The sequence below is a fragment of the Streptomyces sp. NPDC030862 genome (assembly GCF_055571835.1).
This window is the reverse complement of record NZ_JBVIEN010000009.1, coordinates 314280-334173: the sequence shown is the minus strand read 5'-3', so window position 1 is coordinate 334173 and position 19894 is coordinate 314280. Positions and strand designations below refer to the sequence as shown.

Below are 19894 nucleotides of genomic sequence, written 5' to 3'. Positions count from 1 at the left end.
ACTGTTCGAGCACCCACACGGATGGCTGGGAGCATGTCCGAGCACCCGCATAACCTGGACGCATGGACGTGAACGCGGCGGTTGCCGCATTGGCCGCGATCGCCGGGGCGTGCACCGGCGTGATCGCCATGCTGGCGTTCCGCTGGAGCGAGCGCGACCAGGCCAGGCCCACCCGTACCTCCCTGCACACCGACGCGGTGCTCCCACCCGGCGTGGACACCGTGCTGTCGGTGCTCCGCTCCTCCGCGGTCGTGCTCGACGAGAGCGACTCCGTCGTCAAGGCCAGCTCCGCGGCGTACGCGCTCGGCCTGGTCCGCGGCGGCAAGCTGGCCGTCGAGCCGATGCTCCACATGGCGCGCGACACCCGCCGCGACGGCGAGATACGCCAGGTCGAGCTGGACCTGCCCCGGCGCGGCACCGGCCGCGGCGAAGCCCTCGCCGTCTCGGCCCGTGTCGCGCCCCTCGGCTCCCGGCTGGTCCTGCTCCTGGTCGAGGACCTCACCGAGGCCCGCCGCATCGAGGCCGTACGCCGCGACTTCGTCGCCAACGTCAGCCATGAGCTCAAGACCCCCGTCGGGGCGCTCTCCCTGCTCTCGGAGGCTGTCATGGACGCCTCCGACGACCCCGAGGCGGTCATGCGCTTCGCCGGGCGCATGCAGATCGAGGCGACCCGCCTCACCAACCTCGTCCAGGAGCTCATCGACCTCTCCCGGGTGCAGAACGACGACCCGCTGGAGGACGCCGAGCCCGTCCGGGTGGACGAGCTCGTCGCCGAGGCCGTCGACCGCTCCCGGCACACCGCCACCACCAAGCAGATCACCATGGCCGCCGGCGGCACCCAGGACCTGTACGTCTGGGGCCACCGAGGCCAGCTCGCCGCCGCTCTCGGCAACCTCGTCGAGAACGCCGTCAACTACTCCCCGGCCCACACGCGCGTCGGCATCGCCGCCCGCCGCGTCGCCGCCCCCGGGGGCGATCTGATAGAGATCGCCGTCACGGACCAGGGCATCGGCATCCCCGACAAGGACAAGGAGCGCATCTTCGAGCGCTTCTACCGCGTCGACCCCGCCCGCTCCCGTGCCACCGGTGGTACGGGCCTGGGCCTGGCGATCGTCAAGCACGTGGCCGCCTCGCACGGCGGGGAGGTCACGGTCTGGAGCACCGAAGGACAGGGCTCCACCTTCACGCTGCGCCTCCCCGAGGCCGGCGCCGTACGGCAGAACGGCCGGCCCCACGGCCGGACGCATCACGACTCAGCGACCACCTCAGAACCGCTCACCGCCCCGGAGGTCCTTCCGTGACCCGAGTCCTTGTCGTCGAGGATGAGGAATCCTTCAGCGACGCCCTGTCCTACATGCTCCGCAAGGAGGGCTTCGAAGTCGCCGTCGCGACGACCGGGCCCGAGGGGCTCGACGAGTTCGAGCGCAACGGCGCCGACCTCGTCCTGCTCGACCTCATGCTGCCCGGCCTGCCGGGCACGGAGGTCTGTCGCCAGCTGCGCGGCCGCTCGAACGTGCCCGTCATCATGGTCACGGCCAAGGACAGCGAGATCGACAAGGTCGTGGGCCTGGAGATAGGGGCGGACGACTACGTCACGAAGCCCTTCTCCTCCCGTGAGCTGGTCGCCCGCATCCGCGCGGTGCTCCGCCGCCGCGGCGAACCGGAGGAGGTCGCCCCGGCCGCCCTGGAGGCGGGGCCGGTACGGATGGACGTGGACCGCCACGTCGTCACGGTCTCCGGCGCCAAGGTCGACCTGCCGCTGAAGGAGTTCGACCTGCTGGAGATGCTGCTGCGCAACGCGGGCCGCGTCCTCACGCGCATGCAGCTGATCGACCGGGTGTGGGGCGCCGACTACGTCGGGGACACCAAGACCCTCGACGTCCACGTCAAGCGGCTCCGCGCCAAGATCGAGCCGGACCCGGGCGCGCCGCGCTACCTGGTCACGGTCCGGGGGCTGGGCTACAAGTTCGAGCCGTAGGCCTGCCCGCCCGGCGTACGCATACGAGGGGCGCCCCACCGGAAAGGTCCGGTGGGGCGCCCCTCGCGCGCTGCTACGTCAGCGGTACGTCAGTGGTACATCAGTGGTCGGCCGCGTGCGACTGCTCGCCGCCCGCCGGGGCGCCCGGGGTGGCCTCACCCTGGGCCTCGCCCTGCGCGGGCGAACCCGTGGGGGAGCCGGTCGGCGAACCGGTGGGCGAACCGGTCGGCGTGGCCTCGGGCGACTTCGTCGCCTCCGGGGACTCCGGGGACTTCGGGGCCTGGGACGGACCGAAGTCCGCGTAGTAGCCGGTCGCCGGCACGACGAACGCGTCCAGCTTCACGTCACCGGTCTCGCTGAGCTTGAAGACGACCTCGCGGGCCTCGCCGGCGGCGGCGGCGTCGCCGACGTTCTCGATGACCGCGGAGGCGTTGCCCTCGCCGCCGATGACGATCGAGCCGTTCGCCGGGACGGTGACGGCGCCCGAGCCCTCGGCGGGGGAGAGCTTCACCGTGGCGTCGGAGCCCGGCAGCTGGATGCCCTCCAGCGTCTCGGGCTTGTCGCCGCCGTTGAAGAGGGTGGCGGAGACGACGGCGGCGCCGTCCTTCCCACCTCCCGCCTGCGTGAGCACCGTGGCGTTCTGCACCTTGATGTCGCCCACGGTGGTGGCGGCGTTGTCCGGCCTGATCTGGAGCGTCTGGGCGTCATTGCCGGCGCCGCAGGCGGAGAGCGAGGCGATCGAGAACACGATGGCGGTGGCGGCGAGGGCGCCGCGTCGAAGGCTGCGGCTCACGGCGGCGGCAACTCCTAGGACGTACGGACGGACGGATGACGGCGACCGAAGACGGACGGGTAAGCCTGAGCTAAGGATCACTCAGCGGGCTCAGGTTACCGACCCCTCTCCCCGCTCCCGCACCCGACCCGCCCCCGACCCGGTCCCGGTCCATCCCCGGTCCATCCCCGGTCCGTGTCGGCCTCCGCCACCCGGTCCCCTCAACCGGCCCCCTCGCCCCACCCCCTCACCTCACTCGTACGGCGTTCACATAACCCTCCTTGATCAATTCCGCATTCGTTAACCGAAAAGCCTCGGTGATCACTCGCGCGCCAATTCGGGAATCATGGCCGCCCTCGTCCGAGCGGGTGACCGACATCCGAACGGAGTACGTGATCTTCACCGCTTCGAACCCGACAAAACAGGACGTTCACCCTCGCCACGCCGCAGCCGGATGCGTGTATCGGGCCCGTTTCCGCTCGCCCGTGCAGCCGCTCCGACCTGCGAATACCCCCTTCCGCAAGCCCTCCGCAGCACGTTCCCGTCGGTGTTGTCAAGCCCCGAGATATGCCCTGACCTGCGAAAACGCCATTCAGAAGAAGCTGTTCTCGTGTTACCCTGGATAGCCACGGAAGGGGTACCTGTCACATGACGTTCAAGGTTGGCGACACCGTGGTCTATCCCCATCACGGGGCCGCGCTGATCGAGGCCATCGAAACTCGCCAGATCAAAGGCGTGGACAAGACCTACTTGGTGCTCAAGGTCGCCCAGGGCGACTTGACGGTTCGTGTGCCAGCGGACAATGCGGAGTTCGTCGGCGTGCGCGATGTGGTCGGTCAGGATGGGCTGGACCGGGTCTTCGAGGTGCTGCGCGCGCCGTACGCCGAGGAGCCGACGAACTGGTCCCGTCGCTACAAGGCAAATCTCGAGAAGCTCGCCTCCGGCGACGTCATCAAGGTCGCCGAAGTGGTGCGTGACCTGTGGCGCCGTGAGCGTGAGCGCGGTCTCTCCGCCGGAGAGAAGCGCATGCTCGCGAAGGCGCGCCAGATCCTGGTGAGCGAGCTCGCGCTCGCCGAGAACACCAACGAGGACAAGGCCGAGGCCCTGCTCGACGAGGTCCTCGCGTCCTGACACGCACGCACACGCACGTCTTGACACGCACGTCTTGACGCGCAAGCGGTTCTGACGCGAAGCGTTGCCGCAGTGCCCGCTGACATGCTGTGATCCACTCGTACGAAACGTACGGATCAACAGCGCGTCGCCGGGCGCTGCGGCATGTCCGTACCCCGGCCGGTGCGGCCCGCTCGACCGTCGTCACGGAAGGGGCAAGGGTCCGGTCAAGGCGCCGCGCCGACAGTACCCCGACCGTCCTCCGGTCCGGGCGTGCCTCCAAGGCCATACCCAAATCGGCCGAGTCAACAAACCTGCCGGAGTGCAACCCATGTCTGACGAAGCACCCCCCGCACGCGCGACCCGCACCGCCGCGGTGATCCCCGCAGCGGGCCGGGGCGTACGGCTCGGCCCGGGCGCCCCCAAAGCGCTCCGCGCGCTGAACGGCACCCCCATCCTCATCCACGCGGTACGCGCCATGGCGGCCTCCCGCGCGGTCTCGCTCGTCGTCGTGGTCGCCCCGCCGGAGGGCGCCGCCGAGGTCAAGAACCTCCTCGACGCGCACGCGCTCCCCGAGCGCACCGACTACCTCGTCGTGCCCGGCGGCGAGACGCGCCAGGAGTCCGTCCGCCTCGGCCTGGACGCCCTGCCCGACGGCATCACCACCGTCCTCGTCCACGACGCGGCCCGCCCGCTGGTGCCCGTCGACACCGTCGACGCGGTCATCGAGGCCGTACGGGACGGGGCCGTCGCCGTCGTGCCCGCGCTGCCGCTCGCCGACACCGTCAAGCAGGTCGAGCCGCGCCAGGACGGCGAGAAGGGCGAGCCCGAGCCGGTCGTCGCCACGCCCGACCGGGCCACGCTCCGCGCCGTACAGACCCCGCAGGGCTTCGACCGCGACACGCTCGTGCGCGCGCACACGACCGTCACCGGCAGCGTCACCGACGACGCGAGCATGGTGGAGCAGCTCGGCGAGCCGGTCGTGGTCGTCCCCGGCCACGAGGAGGCGTTCAAGGTGACCCGACCCCTCGACCTCCTCCTCGCGGAGGCGGTCCTCGCCCGCAGGAGGGCCAACGATGGCTTCTAGCCTGCCGACCATCGGCATCGGCACCGACGTCCACGCCTTCGAGAAGGGCCGCGAGCTGTGGTGCGCGGGCCTCCTCTGGGAGGACTCCGACGGCTACGGCCTCGCCGGCCACTCCGACGGCGACGTCGCCGCCCACGCCGCCTGCGACGCGCTCTTCTCCGCCGCCGGCGTCGGCGACCTCGGCGCCCACTTCGGCACCTCCCGCCCCGAGTGGTCCGGCGCGTCCGGCGTCACCCTGCTCGCCGAGGCCGCCCGGATCGTCCGCGCCGAGGGCTTCGAGATCGGCAACATCGCCGTCCAGGTCATCGGCGTACGCCCGAAGATCGGCAAGCGGCGCGACGAGGCTCAGAAGGCGCTCAGCGCGGCGGCCGGCGCCCCGGTGTCCGTGTCCGGCACGACGACGGACGGCCTCGGCCTCACCGGCCGCGCCGAGGGCCTCGCCGCCATCGCGACGGCGCTCCTCGTCCGTACCACCTGAGGCACGGGGCACTGGCACCGGCCCACTACTCTGGAGTGGTGACTATTCGCCTGTACGACACCAGCGCCCGGCAGATCCGTGACTTCACCCCGCTCAGGCCGGGCTGTGTCTCGATCTACCTGTGCGGCGCCACGGTGCAGGCTGCCCCGCACATCGGGCACATCCGGTCCGGGCTGAACTTCGACATCATGCGCCGCTGGTTCGCCTACCGCGGCTACGACGTGACGTTCATCCGCAACGTCACGGACATCGACGACAAGATCATCGCCAAGTCCGCGGACCAGGGCCGCCCCTGGTGGGCCATCGGGTACGAGAACGAGCGCGCGTTCAACGACGGCTACGAGGCCCTCGGTTGCCTCCCGCCCACCTACGAGCCGCGCGCCACCGGCCACGTGACCGAGATGGTCGAGATGATGCGCGGCCTCATCGAGCGCGGTCACGCGTACGTGGCGGACGGCAGCGTCTACTTCGACGTGCGCTCCTTCCCGGAGTACCTGTCGCTGTCGAACCAGGACATCGACGACCTGCGCCAGCCCGCCGAGGAGGGCATCACCGGCAAGCGCGACCCGCGCGACTTCGCCATGTGGAAGGCGACCAAGCCGGGCGAGCCCGACTGGGAGACGCCGTGGGGCCGCGGCCGCCCCGGCTGGCACCTGGAGTGCTCGGCGATGGCGCACAAGTACCTGGGCACCGCCTTCGACATCCACGGCGGCGGCCTCGACCTGGTCTTCCCGCACCACGAGAACGAGATCGCGCAGGCCAAGGCGTACGGCGACGACTTCGCCCACTACTGGGTGCACAACGCCTGGGTGACCATGAGCGGCGAGAAGATGTCCAAGTCGCTGGGCAACTCCGTGCTCGTCTCCGAGATGGTCCGGCAGTGGCGGCCCATCGTCCTGCGCTACTACCTGGGCACCCCGCACTACCGGTCGACGATCGAGTACAGCGAGGAGGCCCTGCGCGAGGCCGAGTCCGCCTTCGCGCGCATCGAGGGCTTCATCCAGCGCGTCGTCGAGAAGGCCGGCAAGGCCGTCGAGCCGGCCGCCGAGGTGCCGCCCGCCTTCGCCGAGGCGATGGACGACGACCTGGGCGTCCCGCAGGCGCTCGCGATCATCCACACCACCGTGCGCCAGGGCAACAGCGCGCTCGCCGCCGACGACAAGGACGCCGCGGTCGCCCGCCTCGCCGAGGTCCGCGCCATGCTCGGCGTCCTCGGCCTGGACCCGCTCGACCCGCACTGGGCGGGCGAGGCCGACCGGGGCGAGGACCTCCACGGCGTCGTCGACAGCCTCGTCCGCATGGTCCTGGACCAGCGCCAGTCGGCGCGGGCCCGCAAGGACTGGGCGACGGCGGACGCGATCCGCGACCAGCTCGGCCAGTCCGGCCTGGTCATCGAGGACAGCCCCGACGGCCCGCGTTGGACGCTCGGCGCGCGGTAGCCCCCGCGCTGGCACACTTCATATAGACGCTTCATACAGACGTACGTACGACACGCATCGACCAGAGCAGGTAAGTCATGGCCGGGAACAGCCAGCGCAGGAACCGCCGCACGTCCAACAAGAAGGGCGCGACGGTCGGCAGCGGTGGCCAGCGGCGCCGGGGCCTGGAAGGCAAGGGCCCGACGCCGCCCGCGTCCGCTCGCAAGGGGCACAAGAAGAACCGCATCGCCAACGCCCAGGCGAAGAAGGCCACGCGCCGCCCCGTCGCCCGCCGCGGCGGCAAGGGCACGTCCGAGATGGTCGTCGGCCGCAACCCCGTCTTCGAGGCCCTGCGCGACGGCGTGCCGGCGTCGACGCTGTACGTCCAGCAGTTCATCGACAACGACGAGCGGGTGCGCGACGCGCTGAAGCTCGCGGCCGACCGCGGCGGCATCAACCTCATGGAGGCCCCGCGCCCCGAGCTCGACCGCATGACGAACGGCCTCAACCACCAGGGCCTCGTCCTCCAGGTCCCGCCGTACGAGTACGCCCACCCCGAGGACCTCGCCGCGGCCGCCTTCGACGACGGCGAGGACCCGCTGATCGTCGCCCTCGACGGCGTCACCGACCCGCGCAACCTCGGCGCCGTCGTCCGCTCCGTCTCCGCCTTCGGCGGCCACGGCGTCGTCGTGGCCGAGCGCCGCGCGGCCGGCATGACCGCAGGCGCCTGGAAGACCGCGGCCGGCACCGCCGCCCGCACCCCGGTCGCCCGCGCGACCAACCTGACCCGCGCCCTGGAGGCGTACCAGAAGGCCGGCATCACCGTCGTCGGCCTGGACGCCGACGGTGACACCGAGGTCCACGAGCTGGACGCCCTCGGCGGCCCGGTCGTCATCGTCGTCGGCAGCGAGGGCAAGGGCCTCTCCCGCCTGGTCGGCGAGACCTGCGACTTCCTCGTCCGCATCCCGATGCCGGGCGGCGCCGAGTCGCTCAACGCCGGTGTCGCGGCCGGTGTCGTCCTGTACGAGGCGGCGCGCCGCCGCGCCTGACGCGTACACCCATCCGAGACCCGTCATGATCTTGACGGGTCTCGGACATTTCCCCGCCGTCAAGGCAGTGTCCTAACCCCGCGTCACTCGGTTAGATGAGTGTGGACACCAGAACGCCCCGGCCCGGGTTCGACGATCAGCCTGCGTTGAGCATGGTCAAGGTGGATTGCGATCCCGCGCAGGTCATCGTGAACCACGCCAGCTTCCGGGTGCAGCTCGCCCCGGTCAAGAAGCCTCGGTACGCCGAAACCACCACCCGTGTACCCGCCGTGAGCGCGGGCGCGGCGGGAGCGGGAGGACGGCGGCGGGCGACCGTCGTATGGAGCGGGAAGTCGTCACCCGGCGACCCCGGAGCGACCGGCCTCCTCCAGGCCGTACGGGACTCCGCCGCCGTGGACACCCTCGACCCGTCGCGCGACGCCGGCGCCACCCAGGTCATCCCCCGCGTCACCCTCTCCGACGACACCATGCCGACGCCCCTCCTGCCGCCCATGCGGCGCGCCGAAAGCGCCTATGAGGAGAGCGGCTACGAGGGGAGCGGCTACGAGGGGAGCGGCTACGAGGGGAGCGGCTACGAGGGGAGTGCCTACGGGGGGCATGACCGCCACCATCGGCACGACCCCGCCGCCCACGCCGACGGCACCGACCAGGACGACTACGCCGCGGACGACACCCCGACGCGCGGCAGCGGCGACCGCCGCGCGGCCTACGCCGACGCCGCCGCCCAGCGGCACGCCTACTACCCCGGCCGCCGCATGAACCTCGGCGTCGTCCTGCTGCCCCTGCGCGTCTTCCTCGGCTTCATCTCCATCTACGCCGGCATGGGCAAGCTCTGCGACCCCGTCTACTTCGACGGCGGCGAGCGCGGCTCCATGGTCAAGTGGCTCACCTCCCTCCACCCCTGGCCCGCCGCCGAACCGCTGCGCGACTTCGCCCTCGCCCACCCCGTCGGCGCCGGACTCACCGTCGCCTTCGCCCAGGTCATCGTCGGCGTGCTCACCGTCCTGGGCCTCTGGCAGCGGGTGGCGGCCGTCTTCGGCGCGCTGCTCTCCGCCGCGCTCATCCTCACCGTCAGCTGGCGCACCGTCCCCGCGTACGACGCGCCCGACATCGTCTACCTCGCCGCCTGGTCACCGCTGATCATCGCGGGCGCCCCCGTCTACTCCATCGACGGCCGCCTCGCCGGCGAGGCCTGGCGCACGCTCGGCCCCCGCTCCGCCCTGTGGGACCTGCGCCGCCGCGTCCTGCGGCGCGGGGCGCTCGTCGCGGCCGTCGTGGTGGGCCTGACGCTGCTCATCGGGTCGGTGCTCGGCGGAGCCGTACGCTCCACCGAGATGGTCACCGTGCCCGGGCCGAACGACGACCCGACCAACCACCTGCCCGGCCGGCCCCTGCCGCAGGAGCCCGGCTCGCAGTCCCCGTCCTCCCGCGGCGAGTCCTCCCACCGGCCGCCCAAGCCGTCCGCGTCCACCTCCAAGGCCCCGACCGCCGACGAGTCGACCCCGGCCGGGACCGTCCGGGAGAGCGAGCGCGCGCAGGACCAGCGGCCGACCGCCACGCAAGGCACCGGCCAGCGGCCCCCGCAGCAGTCCCGGCCCGTGGACCCGGAGCCGCCGGCCAGCAGCAGCTCGGGCCCGTCCTCCAGCGGCTCCACCGGCACCTCGGGCGGGGGCGGCGGTGGCTCCGACGACAGCGGCTCGGGCGGCTCCGAGGACGGCGGTTCCAGCGGCGGCAACCGGAACCCGATCGGCGGCCTGCTCGGCTGACCCGCACGACACACGAGCGAGAGGGGCCGTCACCGTGTTCCCCACGGTGACGGCCCCTCGTCGAACACCACCCGGCGCCCACCCGGCCGAAAGCTCGGCCCCGGTCTTCCGTAACCTCTCGCTATGAGCGCCGCCGTGCACATCCCGGAGTACTTCGAGGACTGCGACCTGGTCGAGGGCGAGGACCTCGTGCGAGACCCCGCCTTCTGGCTCGCCCATGTCCTGTTGACGATGGGTGACCCGGGTGGGCGGCCAGAGCGGTACGGGGTGGACGCATCGGCTTACGAAGCGATGGTGGATCGCCTCGCCGACCCCGAGCAGCCCTGGCCCGTCGTTCGGGTCCGCTTCGCCGGCGGGCATACGGCCTACGTCGTCTACGCCTCCTTCGAGGACGAGAACAACGTCGACTTCTTCGTCCGCCACCCCGCATGGGGGCGACTCGGTCACCTCGGGCAGTGCGGCGCCGACCAGGCCGGCCCGGGCCTGTCCTGGGCCGAACTCGTCACTCTCGCCGCGAGCGCGCAGGACGGCGACGAAGGCCTGTCCGATCCGTCCCAGCGCCTCCTGCTGCTCCTGCCGATGCTCGGCGATGCCGACACGCCCGGCGAAGCGCGTGACACCGTGGCGCGAGCGCTCGCGTGCTGTGGGATACGTCCGGATGCGGCCGGCGAGCTGGCCGCATCCCTGGTGGGCGAGCAGGACTCGACCGGCGGGCCCCGGTGGACCGTGACCGGCGACAGTCCGATCGCCGTGTGCTCGTCCCCGTACAGCCCTCGCCGGGTACCGCTCGGCCTCGGCATCTCCCCGGAGCAGGCCCAGGCTCTGGCCAACGCCCTCTACGGATCCGTGCTGGAGGAGACGGGCGACACCTGGATCAGTCGATCCAGATCAGCATCGCGTGACCGGTGGACGCGGCCCCCCGGAAGAACTCCGTCAGGGGCGTGAACAGGTCGCGGGCCCACTCCAGTGAGGCGGACGAGTCCCAGATCTGGGGGTAGATCTCGGCCTTGGTGAGTTCGGAGGGTTCGACACCCTGGATCAGCCGGTCGTACGTCGTCCGGTGCAGGGTGTCAGCGGCCAGCTGTACTCGCTCGGGGGTCACGTACCGCGGCGGCTCGTAACCCCAGTCATCGGTGGCGAGGGGTTCCTCTCCGTGGACGATGTCGACCGGGAAGCCAGAACGTTGCAGGAGGAACCCGAGCAGGTGCCATGTCTGGTGTGTAGTGAAGTGCCGCGCCTCGGCCGGTACGGGTTCATCCTCCGTCTGCGCGTCCTGGGCCTTCTCGGCGAGAGCCCACGCCCACTCGGGATCCTTCCTGGCCCGGTCCAGTTCGGCGGGCGTGACGCGCAGGTACTCCCCGTTCATACTCATGGGCGGCAGCATACGGAGCGTGTCCGATAACGCGTCGCGTCGCTCCGAGAGACCAGGCACCCGTCCGGCGGCCGGAGTTCAGCGACAAGCTCAGAACTGGTACGCGGCGAGCTCCTCCGCCGCCCGTTCCAGGTCCTTCGCCGTGTCGATGGCCCGCCAGTAGGCGCCCTGCGGCAGCGGGAAGCCCGCCAGGCGCCGCTCGCGGGCGAGGCGGGGGAAGGTGGTGCGCTCGTGGTCGCCCACGTCCGGCAGCAGCGGTGTGAAGGCGGGGGAGAGGACGTACACGCCGGCGTTGATGAGGTACGGCGACGGCGGCGCCTCGACGAAGTCGGTGACGTTCCCGAAGGTGTCGGTCTCGACGGCGCCCCAGGGGATGCGGGGCCGGGCCAGCGAGAGGGTGGCGAGGGCGTCCCGCTCGGCGTGGAAGGCGGCCATCTCGCGCAGCGAGAAGCGCGTCCAGATGTCGCCGTTCGTGGCGTACCAGGGCTGGTCGGGGCGCGGCAGGCGCGCGGCCGCGTACTTCAGGCCGCCGCCCCGGCCGAGCGGTTCGCGCTCGACGACGGTGGTGACGCGCAGCGGCAGATCGGCCGACTCCAGCCAGCGCTGGAGGACGTCGGCGAGGTGGCCGCAGGAGACGACGGCGTCCGTGACGCCCTCAGCGGCGAGCCAGGAAAGCTGATGGCCGATGATCGGGGTCCCGGTTCCCGGGATCTCGACCATCGGCTTGGGGCGGTCGTCGGTGTACGGGCGCAGACGCGAGCCCTGGCCGCCCGCCAGGATCACGGCCTGCGTCGGAGAGGTGTGCATACCTCGACAGGGTGGCTCAGCTCTCGTTCGCGACGCCGGAGGCGTACGACGTGTCGCACACGGGCCGGGCGTGCGACTGGGCGTGCACGGGCCCGTAGTGGAGGACGGCGGCGCGGCCGAGCGCGCGGGCGATCGACATGCAGTGCTTGGCGAGCGAGGGGCGCTCCTCCACCGCACGCTGCAGGCTGGTCAGCGCGACACCGGGGTTCTCCTCCTGAAGCTGTGCGAGGAGGCGGTCGCGGAGAATATCCTGCGGTGCACGGGACTTGGCCCGTACGGAGACGTTCTCCGACGACGCGGTGAGCAACTGCGACTCGGAGCGGCTGCCGGCCCACGGGACACTGGTGACCGCGAGAGTTCCGGAGAGCACCAGGACGACGGGCAGGACGAGGGCGAGAGTGCGGCCGATTCGGCGTGCTGTGTGGGTCACGGACGTGAGCGTAGCGGCCAGTGATGATTTGGAGACATTTAGTCACCCCCACGGGGGATGGTTCGACGCGCCTTTTCGAATCGGGTGTTGACGAACAGGGTCCGAAATGACCCCTGTGCCGGGGTATTTGTCGACATCCCGGCGGGCGGGCGGACCTACGGGAACGGCCCCGCACCGAAGTGCGGGGCCGTTGCCGGGGTGTGAGGGCGTCAGTCGCTGAGGCGCTCGCCCGTGGAGGTCGAGAAGACGTGGATCTCCTCCGGGCGCGGCACGACGTGCAGCACGGAGCCCTTCTCCGGGATGGAGCGGCCGCCGACGCGGACCACCAGGTCCTTGTCGTCCTCGCCGCCGACGCGGGCGGAGCCGTACACGTACCCGTCGGCGCCGAGCTCCTCGACGACGTTGACCAGGACCGCCACGCCCTGGTCGCTCTCGGCGCCCGCGACGTCGAAGTGCTCCGGGCGGACACCGACCGTCACGGTCTTGTCGCCCTTGCCGCTCGCGGCGGCCAGCGCCTCGCGCGACACGGGGACGACGCTGTTGCCGAACTTCACGCCGCCGTCGGTGATCGGGACCTCGACCAGGTTCATGGCGGGGGAGCCGATGAACCCGGCGACGAAGAGGTTCGCCGGCCGGTCGTACATGTTGCGCGGCGTGTCGACCTGCTGCAGCAACCCGTCCTTGAGCACCGCGACGCGGTCGCCCATCGTCAGCGCCTCGACCTGGTCGTGGGTGACGTACACGGTGGTGATGCCGAGACGGCGCTGCAGGCTCGCGATCTGTGTACGCGTGGAGACACGGAGCTTGGCGTCGAGGTTCGACAGCGGCTCGTCCATGAGGAACACCTGCGGCTCCCGCACGATGGCCCGCCCCATCGCGACGCGCTGCCGCTGACCGCCGGAGAGCGCCTTCGGCTTGCGGTCCAGGTACTCGGTGAGGTCGAGGATCTTCGCCGCCTCCTCGACCTTCTTGCGGATCAGCGCCTTGCTCACGCCGGCGATCTTGAGCGCGAAGCCCATGTTGTCGGCGACGGTCATGTGCGGGTACAGCGCGTAGTTCTGGAACACCATGGCGATGTCCCGGTCCTTCGGCGGCAGGTGCGTGACGTCGCGGTCCCCGATGCGGATCGCGCCGCCGTTGACGTCCTCCAGGCCGGCGAGCATGCGCAGGGAGGTGGACTTGCCACAGCCGGACGGGCCGACGAGGACGAGGAACTCGCCGTCGGCGATCTCGATCTCGAGCTGGTCGACGGCGGGCTTGGTGCCCCCGGGGTAGATCCGGGTCGCTTTGTCGAACGTGACGGAAGCCATGGTGATGTGATCCCTTCACCGGCAGGAACGTGCCGGACGATCCGAGTGGAAGGAAGTGATGGGTCTAGTCCACGTGGGTGAACTCCGGGTGACGGTACCTGGCCGTTTGGCGTCTGTCAGTAGGTGAACGAAGGCCAATTTCCGCAGCGACGGTCGGTGGCGTCCGGTTACACTCGTGCGCAGTGCCTCCTTAGCTCAGCTGGCCAGAGCACCGCTCTTGTAAAGCGGGGGTCGTCGGTTCGAACCCGACAGGGGGCTCAAGACGAAGGGCCAGCTCACGGGGGGATTTCCCCGAGGCTGGCCCTTCGGCATGATCACGGCCGTGCCACCTACGTGCCAGAAGGCGGCTGATCACTCCCCTCTCCTGCTCTTCCCGGGCCCGGCGGATCATCTCTCCGAGCTTCCCGGCGATGTGCTGATCGCGGTCGCTCGTCATGTGCTGGTAGATCAGCGCGGCCCGGGTCGTGCTGTGCCCCATCCGCGTCATGAGTTCGCGGGTACTGGCCCCGGCGCTGGAGGCGAGGGTGTTCCCGGTGTGGCGCAGATCGTGAAAGTGCACGTCCCTGGAGACGCCGGCCTTGGTGCGGGCGTCGGTCCAGTCGTCCCGGAAGTTGCTGCGCCGCAGGAGGCCACCCCGGGGTCCCTGGAAGAGGTGTCCGTCCCGCCCGGCGCCGGCGAAGTTCTCCAAGTGGTGAGCAAGCTCGGGGACGAGTTCGGCGGGGAAGGCGACCGGCCGGACACCGGCGGCGGACTTCGGCGCCTTGTCGGCCAGCTTGCCGTTCTGCAGCTCGGACTGGGCACGACGGACCAGGACCACCCCGCGGTTCAGGTCGAGGTCCCGGCGCCGGAGCGAGGCCAGCTCACCGAACCGGAGCGTGGTGAAGGCGGCGAGGAGGATGAGCGCGCGGTGGTACGGCTGGATGGCGTTGGCCACGGCGTACACCTCAGCCACGGTGAGGACGGGGCGCTCCGGAACGTCATAGCGGTCGGCGCCTTTGATCCGGCACGGGTTGCGACGGATCAGCTCGTCATCCACCGCAGTGTTCAGGATGGCCCGCAGTAGCTGGTAAGCCTTGACGACGGTCGGCTCGCCCACACCGGCGTCCAGGAGAGCGGTACGCCATGCCCGTACGCGTGGCGTGGTGATCGCAGCTACGGTCCCCGCCCCGAAAGTCGGCTTGATGTGCAGCCGGATCACGCTCTCGTTCCGCTCCCGAGTCCGGTCCTCAAGCTTCCGGTGCTTCAACCAGTCGTCGGCGTAAGCCCCGAAAGCCACCTTGCCGGCGTCGGGGGACTGGTAGGCGCCCCGGATGATCTCCGCCTCGACAGTGGTCAGCCAGACGTCGGCGTCCGTCTTGGTGTCGAAGGTGTGTGGCGCGGACTTCATCTCGCCCGTCAGCGGGTCGCGGTAGCGAGCCTGCCAACGGCCGGACGCAAGCTGCCGCACACTGCCGAAGCGACGACGCCTCCCCTTCTTGTTCGCCATCAGGCCACCGCCCTGAACAGGGATGCGGACGTGTCGGCCCTCGCTGGGCGTGGCCCACTTCCTCAGCGAGAACATCGCCAGCATCTACGAGCAGGCAGGAAGCTCCCCGTTCTCCATGGTGGTCACAGCCGACTATGAGCCGGGCAGCAAGACGATCACAAGTAGCCGAGCCCTCAGTGGCGTCCTGATCCACGAGACGACCTAACGTGCTTGTCTCCGAGGTCAGTGCCGCACGTCTTCACGGGGCGAACGAGGACTTCGCGCTCTCCAGCTCCACGGTGGCCGTGGTGCTGGACGGCGCCGGCATGGCGCCAGGCTTGACGTCGGGATGCAGTCACGGAGTCGCCTGGTACGTAAGGCAACTCGGCACCCGACTGCACACCCAGGCGGATCATTCCGGCTCTTCCCTGGCTCACTGCCTCGCAGAGGCCATCGAGACCACGGCGAACGTCCACCGGCGCACCTGCGCGGTCGACGGTCCGCTCTCCCCATCCGCGACGGTGGCCATCGCGCGACTACGGAACGGGCTCTTTGAGTGGCTGGTCCTAGGAGACTGCACAGTCCTCATTGACAGCAACGGGAGCGTCACGGCCACGACGGATGATCGCCTTGCACACGTGGCGTCGCGAGCCCGCGAGGCACTCGCGGAGGCGGCTCCAGGGTCGGACGAGCGACAGCAGGCCCATCAGGTCTTGGTTCGGGAAGAGCGCGGTAGCCGCAACAAGCCGGGCGGGTACTGGGTGGCAGCGTCCGACCCAGCAGCAGCAAGCCAGGCAATTACCGGTGCGGAGAGGGCGTCCGACGTCCAGCGAGCGGCCCTGTTGACCGATGGCGCGGCGCGGCTCGTGACCTTGTTCCATGCGACCGATTGGCCGGGCTTTCTGGATCTGATCACGCTCAATGGCCCCGAAGACACGATCCGGCAAGTCCGCGAAATCGAGCAGGCCGACCCCAATCTCAGCCGATGGCCCCGGAGCAAGCAGCACGACGACGCGACGATCGCGTACATCCGCCCATAGGGAGCTGTTACAGGTTTCTCTACCTCATCAAGGCACCCGGCTGCGCTCCGCTCCGCCGGGCGGGCTTCCCGGCTCCGCTCGGGGCGCCGCTCCTGCCTTCGGCCCGCTCCGCCCCCGCTGCGCCGACGCCCGCCCCTGCAAGGCGGGATAGGCCCAAGGGCATGAGTCGAGTCGCAACGGCCACCGGCGCCCAAGGTCACCGACATGCCTCCGGCGGGGGCCTCAGGCTCCGGGATGGCGGGGCGTACGCGGGTGCCGGCCGGTGGGGTGCTGAGGCGGGGAACTCCCATCCCGTCTGCCATCGACCCAGGACAAGCCGAGCAGACACGGCACCGGGCGTCCAGGTCGTTCGTACAGTGGCGCGCTCCACCTGGACGCCCGGCACCGCGCCCGCTCCACTGACGTGTGGGTCGACGGCAGACGGGATGGGAGTTCGGGGGTGAGTGGTGGGAAATGCGGCAGGCGGCCCCTGGGGCATGACCAACGACTGGCTCGGTCCCAACGTGGCCCCTCTACCAGTCCATGTTGGCTGCCTGTTCTTCAGCATATGACGCTGATTCCAGGTAATACATGAACGCGTCGTCCCCCTCTTCAACCGCCGACCGAAATTGATCGAGAGATGATGAATCATACGAGACGCCGAGACCAGCCTCAGCCCACATCACCCCGTGGCGAACAGGTCCGTTGCGCAGCCATTCGTCAATCTCATCGAAGAGAGTGCACGATTCCTCAAAGGCGCTCTCGCGATCCGGGGTGAAGTGAAATGTCGGATGAGATCGAATGTCCGAAAGGATCGCAGGAAGCGCGCCGATGCCGGGAACCTGAAAGTAAAGCGTGCCGTGACTCTTGTCGAACGCTCCGTGACCGTAAGGGTTTCGCCATACTTCGGCCGCACCATGAAGGCGGACGCGGAATTTCTTGGCTACAGGGTCACCCTTTACGTCGAATACGCGATCATACTTCTCTAGGATTTTGCTGCCGATGAAGTCGGTGATCGGCTCGCGCTTGGGGTTGAAGTCTGTGGCTGGGAGTGCGAGGACTAGGAGATGTTCGAGCAGGCTGAAGTAGGCATTGATCATGGCGATGGTCGCATAGAAGCCCTCGCGGTCACGAGCAATCGGCGCTCCGATTGTCATCTGGATTTGGCGGGCGAGCTCCTCTGCCTCCGGAGTCGATCCAGACGCGGAAGCGTTTTTCAGGTCCCCCATCAGCACTCCCTCGCCGGCGTAGGCCTGTTTGGCTAGACGTCGGAAGAATTCATACATTGCCCGAAGCTTGCCAGCCTGGTTGTGGATCGTGACGCGGCCAGCTTGAACTTCCTCCTTCGCCACTTTCGTAAGCAGGCGCCTCTCGATACATCGACCGGCGGCGGAGATCTTTCCGAAAATCTCCCTGGCGATGCCCTCTAGGTGGTCGGATTCACCGTCCTCCAGTGGGGTGATGTAGAGACGCATCCCAAATTTCTGCAAGGCTAGCGCGCATGAGTGACCTCGAAACTTAAAAGGGTACTCCCATGCCAGTTTCTCGGCCCTCCCCAAATTATGAGCCCCCACGCCCAGGCGCATCACCAATTCCACCACCCCCGGAACCGGAAGAACCTTGCGATCGACAGGGAACTGGCTAGCTCTGCCTGTGGCGTAGGCCAGCCCAGTCTGATCGTCTGGAGACGGTGCGAAATCGCGCAGGGCGGATCGGCAAGACTGGAGAAGTTCATCTAGCGTCGTAGTTTCGAACACCTTTAAAGTGTCACGCAAGCGCCATGCCTGCGCGAGGCTTTTCCTGGATCACCGGGATGAGTTCACGGACCAGTGGTGCGACTGGTGGCAGCGTGCCACACCCGTGCCAGATCGGGCGGGGAGTCACGGGGAACACCGGTAGTCAGCAGGGGCCTGATGGCACGTCTGCCTGATGGGAAGATGTGCAGGTCAGAGCCGCAGTGGCCTTCCCTCTCTTGTAAAGCGGGGGTCGTCGGTTCGAACCCGACAGGGGGCTCTTTGCGAAGGGCCGGCGCAGGGGCATGCCTCCCCGGCGCCGGCCCTTCTGTCTGATCCCAGGACCGCGGATGTCAGTGCCCCGGCGCACCTTCCCGCCATGGCGAAGAGACCCACCAAGAACTGGCGTGCCTGGATGGCAGAGGTGACCCGCGATGTCGAGGCTGGCCGAGATGCGTGAGCTGGTGGATCCCTCCGACGACGAGGTCCTGGGAGCAGTCGAGAGGGTTCTCGCGCTCAATGTGTCGATGGTGAGGGGCAGCGCGAGCTCGTAGGCCTGGTTCACCTCTCCGAATCGACTTGTGCAGCACGGGCCTCGGTTCGAACCCGACAGGAGCTCGGTGGGCAAGGCCCCGGACCAGTGCGTCCGGGGCCTTTTCGGGTGCCTCCCCGTGCCTCCGCGAGACGTGCGGTTCCCGTCAGTGCCTGCCCGAGAGGCGGTCCGCCAAGGTGGCGAGGCGGGGGGTCGTGGGGGTGTGGGTGGTGGCCTCCTGGTGGTCCGCGGTGCGGTAGGCGGCGTAGAGGGTGTGGACGCCGAGCCAGCGCAGGGGTTCCGGTTCCCAGGGGCGGACCTTGTGGTTGACCCAGGGGAGGGTGGTGAGGTCCGTGGGGCCGGACTGGCCGGAGTCCTGCTGGATCAGGTCGCGCAGGGTGCGGGCCGCGAGGTTGGCGGTGGCGACGCCCGAGCCGACGTAGCCGCCGGCCCAGCCGAGGCCGGTGGAGCGGTCGAGGGTGACGGTGGCGCACCAGTCGCGGGGGACGCCGAGGACGCCGGACCAGGCGTGGGCGATGCGGGTGCCGGCGAGGGCGGGGAAGAAGCGGATCAGGATGTCGCGCAGGGCCTCGATGGTGGCGGGCTGGGTGCGGCCGTCGTTGTCGGTGCGTGAGCCGTAGCGGTACGGGATGCCGCGGCCGCCGAGGGCGATGCGGTCGTCGGCGGTGCGCTGGGCGTACATGTAGGCGTGGGCCAGGTCGCCGAGGGTTTCGCGGTTGCTCCAGCCGAGTTCGTCCCACAGTTCGGGGGGTAGCGGCTCTGTGGCGATCATGGAGGAGTTCATGGGGAGCCAGGTGCGCTTGTGGCCCTTGAGGTTCGCGGTGAAGCCCTCGGTGCAGCGCAGGACGTAGGGCGCGCGGACCGTGCCGTACGGGGTGACGGCGTGCTTCGGCTTGATCTCGGTGACGGGTGTCGATTCGTGGATCGTGACGCCGAGGGCTTCGACGGCGGCGGCCAGGCCCTTGACCAGTTTCACCGGGTGGATGCGGGCGCCGTGCGGCGTCCAGCTGGAGCCGACCGCGCCGGTGACGCGGATGCGGGCGGCGGTGTCGCGGGCGCCGTAGAGCTCGCGGTCGGTTTCGCCGAAGGCCACCTCGACGGAGTGGAAGTCCTTCAGGCGGGCCAGCTGGGCGGGGGTGTGGGCGACTTCGAGGACGCCGCCCTGGTGGATGTCGGCGTCGATGCCCTCGTCGCCGGCGACCTTGACGACCTCCGCGACGGTGTCGTTCATCGCCCGCTGGAGGCGGACGGCGGCCTCGTGGCCGTGGCGCTTGGCGTAGCGGGCGCGGCCGGCGATGCCGTTGTAGAGCCAGCCGCCGTTGCGGCCGGAGGCGCCGTAGCCGCAGAACCTGCCTTCCAGGACGGTGATGTTGAGGAAGGGGACGGCCTTCTTGAGGTAGTACGCGGTCCACAGGCCGGTGTAGCCGCCGCCGACGATGCAGACGTCTGCCGTGGTGTCGCCGGGGAGTGGTTCCCGGGGGGCCGGCGTGCCCTCCTGTGCGTACCAGAACGATATGCCGCCGTTGACGGTGTCCATGTGGTTCCTT

The 19894-nt window shown here is 69.9% G+C and carries 17 protein-coding genes, 1 tRNA gene and 1 pseudogene; 11 read left to right on the top strand and 8 right to left on the bottom strand.

Translation table 11 applies throughout. The features are described 5' to 3' along the window. Window positions 1-62 precede the first annotated feature (62 nt). On the top strand, window positions 63-1301 hold the full coding sequence (gene phoR, locus ACZ42X_RS25030; protein ID WP_468294204.1) for a two-component system sensor histidine kinase PhoR: 1239 nt from the start codon (window positions 63-65) through the stop codon (window positions 1299-1301). Beyond that, window positions 1298-1978: a two-component system response regulator PhoP gene (gene phoP / locus ACZ42X_RS25025; RefSeq protein ID WP_361417114.1), complete on the top strand. Its 681-nt coding sequence runs from the start codon at window positions 1298-1300 to the stop codon at window positions 1976-1978. Before phoR ends, phoP begins: the two co-directional genes overlap by 4 nt. 100 nt (window positions 1979-2078) lie before the next feature. On the opposite strand, the gene ACZ42X_RS25020 is transcribed toward phoP, so the two are convergent. Beyond that, window positions 2079-2771 carry a DUF461 domain-containing protein gene (locus ACZ42X_RS25020; RefSeq protein WP_468294202.1) on the bottom strand — a complete coding sequence of 231 codons (693 nt, stop codon included), beginning with the start codon at window positions 2769-2771 and terminating at the stop codon, window positions 2079-2081. Window positions 2772-3398: 627 nt separating this feature from the next. On the opposite strand from ACZ42X_RS25020, the gene ACZ42X_RS25015 reads away from it, so the two are divergent. From ACZ42X_RS25015 to ACZ42X_RS24985, 7 genes are all read left to right on the top strand, one after another. Next, on the top strand, window positions 3399-3881 hold the full coding sequence (locus ACZ42X_RS25015) for a CarD family transcriptional regulator (protein WP_003953493.1): 483 nt from the start codon (window positions 3399-3401) through the stop codon (window positions 3879-3881). Window positions 3882-4191: 310 nt separating this feature from the next. Next, window positions 4192-4947: a 2-C-methyl-D-erythritol 4-phosphate cytidylyltransferase gene (ispD, locus tag ACZ42X_RS25010; protein ID WP_468294199.1), complete on the top strand. Its 756-nt coding sequence runs from the start codon at window positions 4192-4194 to the stop codon at window positions 4945-4947. Beyond that, window positions 4937-5425, top strand: coding sequence for a 2-C-methyl-D-erythritol 2,4-cyclodiphosphate synthase (ispF, locus tag ACZ42X_RS25005; protein ID WP_361417123.1), 489 nt, complete (start codon window positions 4937-4939; stop codon window positions 5423-5425). Before ispD ends, ispF begins: the two co-directional genes overlap by 11 nt. 38 nt (window positions 5426-5463) lie before the next feature. Beyond that, entirely contained in the window at window positions 5464-6864 is a 1401-nt protein-coding gene (gene cysS / locus ACZ42X_RS25000) for a cysteine--tRNA ligase (RefSeq protein WP_468294196.1), read from the top strand. Window positions 6865-6941: 77 nt separating this feature from the next. Next, window positions 6942-7892: a 23S rRNA (guanosine(2251)-2'-O)-methyltransferase RlmB gene (gene rlmB, locus ACZ42X_RS24995; RefSeq protein WP_468294193.1), complete on the top strand. Its 951-nt coding sequence runs from the start codon at window positions 6942-6944 to the stop codon at window positions 7890-7892. Window positions 7893-7987: 95 nt separating this feature from the next. Beyond that, entirely contained in the window at window positions 7988-9658 is a 1671-nt protein-coding gene (locus ACZ42X_RS24990) for a DoxX family membrane protein (protein WP_468294190.1), read from the top strand. Window positions 9659-9781: 123 nt separating this feature from the next. Continuing rightward, on the top strand, window positions 9782-10603 hold the full coding sequence (locus tag ACZ42X_RS24985) for a hypothetical protein (RefSeq protein WP_468294187.1): 822 nt from the start codon (window positions 9782-9784) through the stop codon (window positions 10601-10603). Here the strand turns inward: ACZ42X_RS24985 and ACZ42X_RS24980 are convergent. The 4 genes from ACZ42X_RS24980 to ACZ42X_RS24965 form a co-directional block, all read right to left on the bottom strand. Next, window positions 10533-11030 carry a YfbM family protein gene (locus ACZ42X_RS24980; protein ID WP_468294185.1) on the bottom strand — a complete coding sequence of 166 codons (498 nt, stop codon included), beginning with the start codon at window positions 11028-11030 and terminating at the stop codon, window positions 10533-10535. The two genes, ACZ42X_RS24985 and ACZ42X_RS24980, sit on opposite strands and share 71 nt — an antisense overlap. A 90-nt stretch (window positions 11031-11120) precedes the next feature. Next, window positions 11121-11837 carry a nucleotidyltransferase family protein gene (locus ACZ42X_RS24975; RefSeq protein ID WP_468294182.1) on the bottom strand — a complete coding sequence of 239 codons (717 nt, stop codon included), beginning with the start codon at window positions 11835-11837 and terminating at the stop codon, window positions 11121-11123. A 16-nt stretch (window positions 11838-11853) separates the two neighbouring features. Next, on the bottom strand, window positions 11854-12267 hold the full coding sequence (locus ACZ42X_RS24970) for a hypothetical protein (RefSeq protein ID WP_468294179.1): 414 nt from the start codon (window positions 12265-12267) through the stop codon (window positions 11854-11856). 209 nt (window positions 12268-12476) lie between these two features. After that, the gene (locus ACZ42X_RS24965) at window positions 12477-13577 is read right to left on the bottom strand and encodes an ABC transporter ATP-binding protein (protein ID WP_468294176.1); all 1101 of its coding nucleotides are present in this window, start codon (window positions 13575-13577) and stop codon (window positions 12477-12479) included. Between the two features lie 184 nt (window positions 13578-13761). Here ACZ42X_RS24965 and ACZ42X_RS24960 point away from each other — a divergent pair. Beyond that, window positions 13762-13835, top strand: a tRNA-Thr gene (locus ACZ42X_RS24960). Between the two features lie 71 nt (window positions 13836-13906). Here ACZ42X_RS24960 and ACZ42X_RS24955 read toward each other — a convergent pair. Next, a pseudogene (locus ACZ42X_RS24955) lies at window positions 13907-15063 on the bottom strand (tyrosine-type recombinase/integrase). 206 nt (window positions 15064-15269) lie between these two features. On the opposite strand from ACZ42X_RS24955, the gene ACZ42X_RS24950 reads away from it, so the two are divergent. Beyond that, window positions 15270-16082 carry a protein phosphatase 2C domain-containing protein gene (locus ACZ42X_RS24950; protein WP_468294173.1) on the top strand — a complete coding sequence of 271 codons (813 nt, stop codon included), beginning with the start codon at window positions 15270-15272 and terminating at the stop codon, window positions 16080-16082. A gap of 512 nt (window positions 16083-16594) precedes the next feature. On the opposite strand, the gene ACZ42X_RS24945 is transcribed toward ACZ42X_RS24950, so the two are convergent. Then, entirely contained in the window at window positions 16595-17536 is a 942-nt protein-coding gene (locus ACZ42X_RS24945; RefSeq protein ID WP_468294170.1) for a hypothetical protein, read from the bottom strand. A gap of 956 nt (window positions 17537-18492) precedes the next feature. Beyond that, window positions 18493-19884, bottom strand: coding sequence for an NAD(P)/FAD-dependent oxidoreductase (locus ACZ42X_RS24940; RefSeq protein ID WP_468294167.1), 1392 nt, complete (start codon window positions 19882-19884; stop codon window positions 18493-18495). Between the last annotated feature and the right edge of the window lie 10 nt (window positions 19885-19894).

Bases quoted from the DNA above. Each gene is read 5' to 3' on its own strand.
- phoR (WP_468294204.1), top strand. From the start codon at position 63: ATGGACGTGAACGCGGCGGTTGCCGCATTGGCCGCGATCGCCGGGGCG.
- ACZ42X_RS25015 (WP_003953493.1), top strand. From the start codon at position 3,399: ATGACGTTCAAGGTTGGCGACACCGTGGTCTATCCCCATCACGGGGCC.
- ispD (WP_468294199.1), top strand. From the start codon at position 4,192: ATGTCTGACGAAGCACCCCCCGCACGCGCGACCCGCACCGCCGCGGTG.
- ispF (WP_361417123.1), top strand. From the start codon at position 4,937: ATGGCTTCTAGCCTGCCGACCATCGGCATCGGCACCGACGTCCACGCC.
- rlmB (WP_468294193.1), top strand. From the start codon at position 6,942: ATGGCCGGGAACAGCCAGCGCAGGAACCGCCGCACGTCCAACAAGAAG.
- ACZ42X_RS24990 (WP_468294190.1), top strand. From the start codon at position 7,988: ATGAGTGTGGACACCAGAACGCCCCGGCCCGGGTTCGACGATCAGCCT.
- ACZ42X_RS24985 (WP_468294187.1), top strand. From the start codon at position 9,782: ATGAGCGCCGCCGTGCACATCCCGGAGTACTTCGAGGACTGCGACCTG.
- ACZ42X_RS24980 (WP_468294185.1), bottom strand. From the start codon at position 11,030: ATGAGTATGAACGGGGAGTACCTGCGCGTCACGCCCGCCGAACTGGAC.
- ACZ42X_RS24975 (WP_468294182.1), bottom strand. From the start codon at position 11,837: ATGCACACCTCTCCGACGCAGGCCGTGATCCTGGCGGGCGGCCAGGGC.
- ACZ42X_RS24965 (WP_468294176.1), bottom strand. From the start codon at position 13,577: ATGGCTTCCGTCACGTTCGACAAAGCGACCCGGATCTACCCCGGGGGC.
- ACZ42X_RS24945 (WP_468294170.1), bottom strand. From the start codon at position 17,536: ATGCGTCTCTACATCACCCCACTGGAGGACGGTGAATCCGACCACCTA.
- ACZ42X_RS24940 (WP_468294167.1), bottom strand. From the start codon at position 19,884: ATGGACACCGTCAACGGCGGCATATCGTTCTGGTACGCACAGGAGGGC.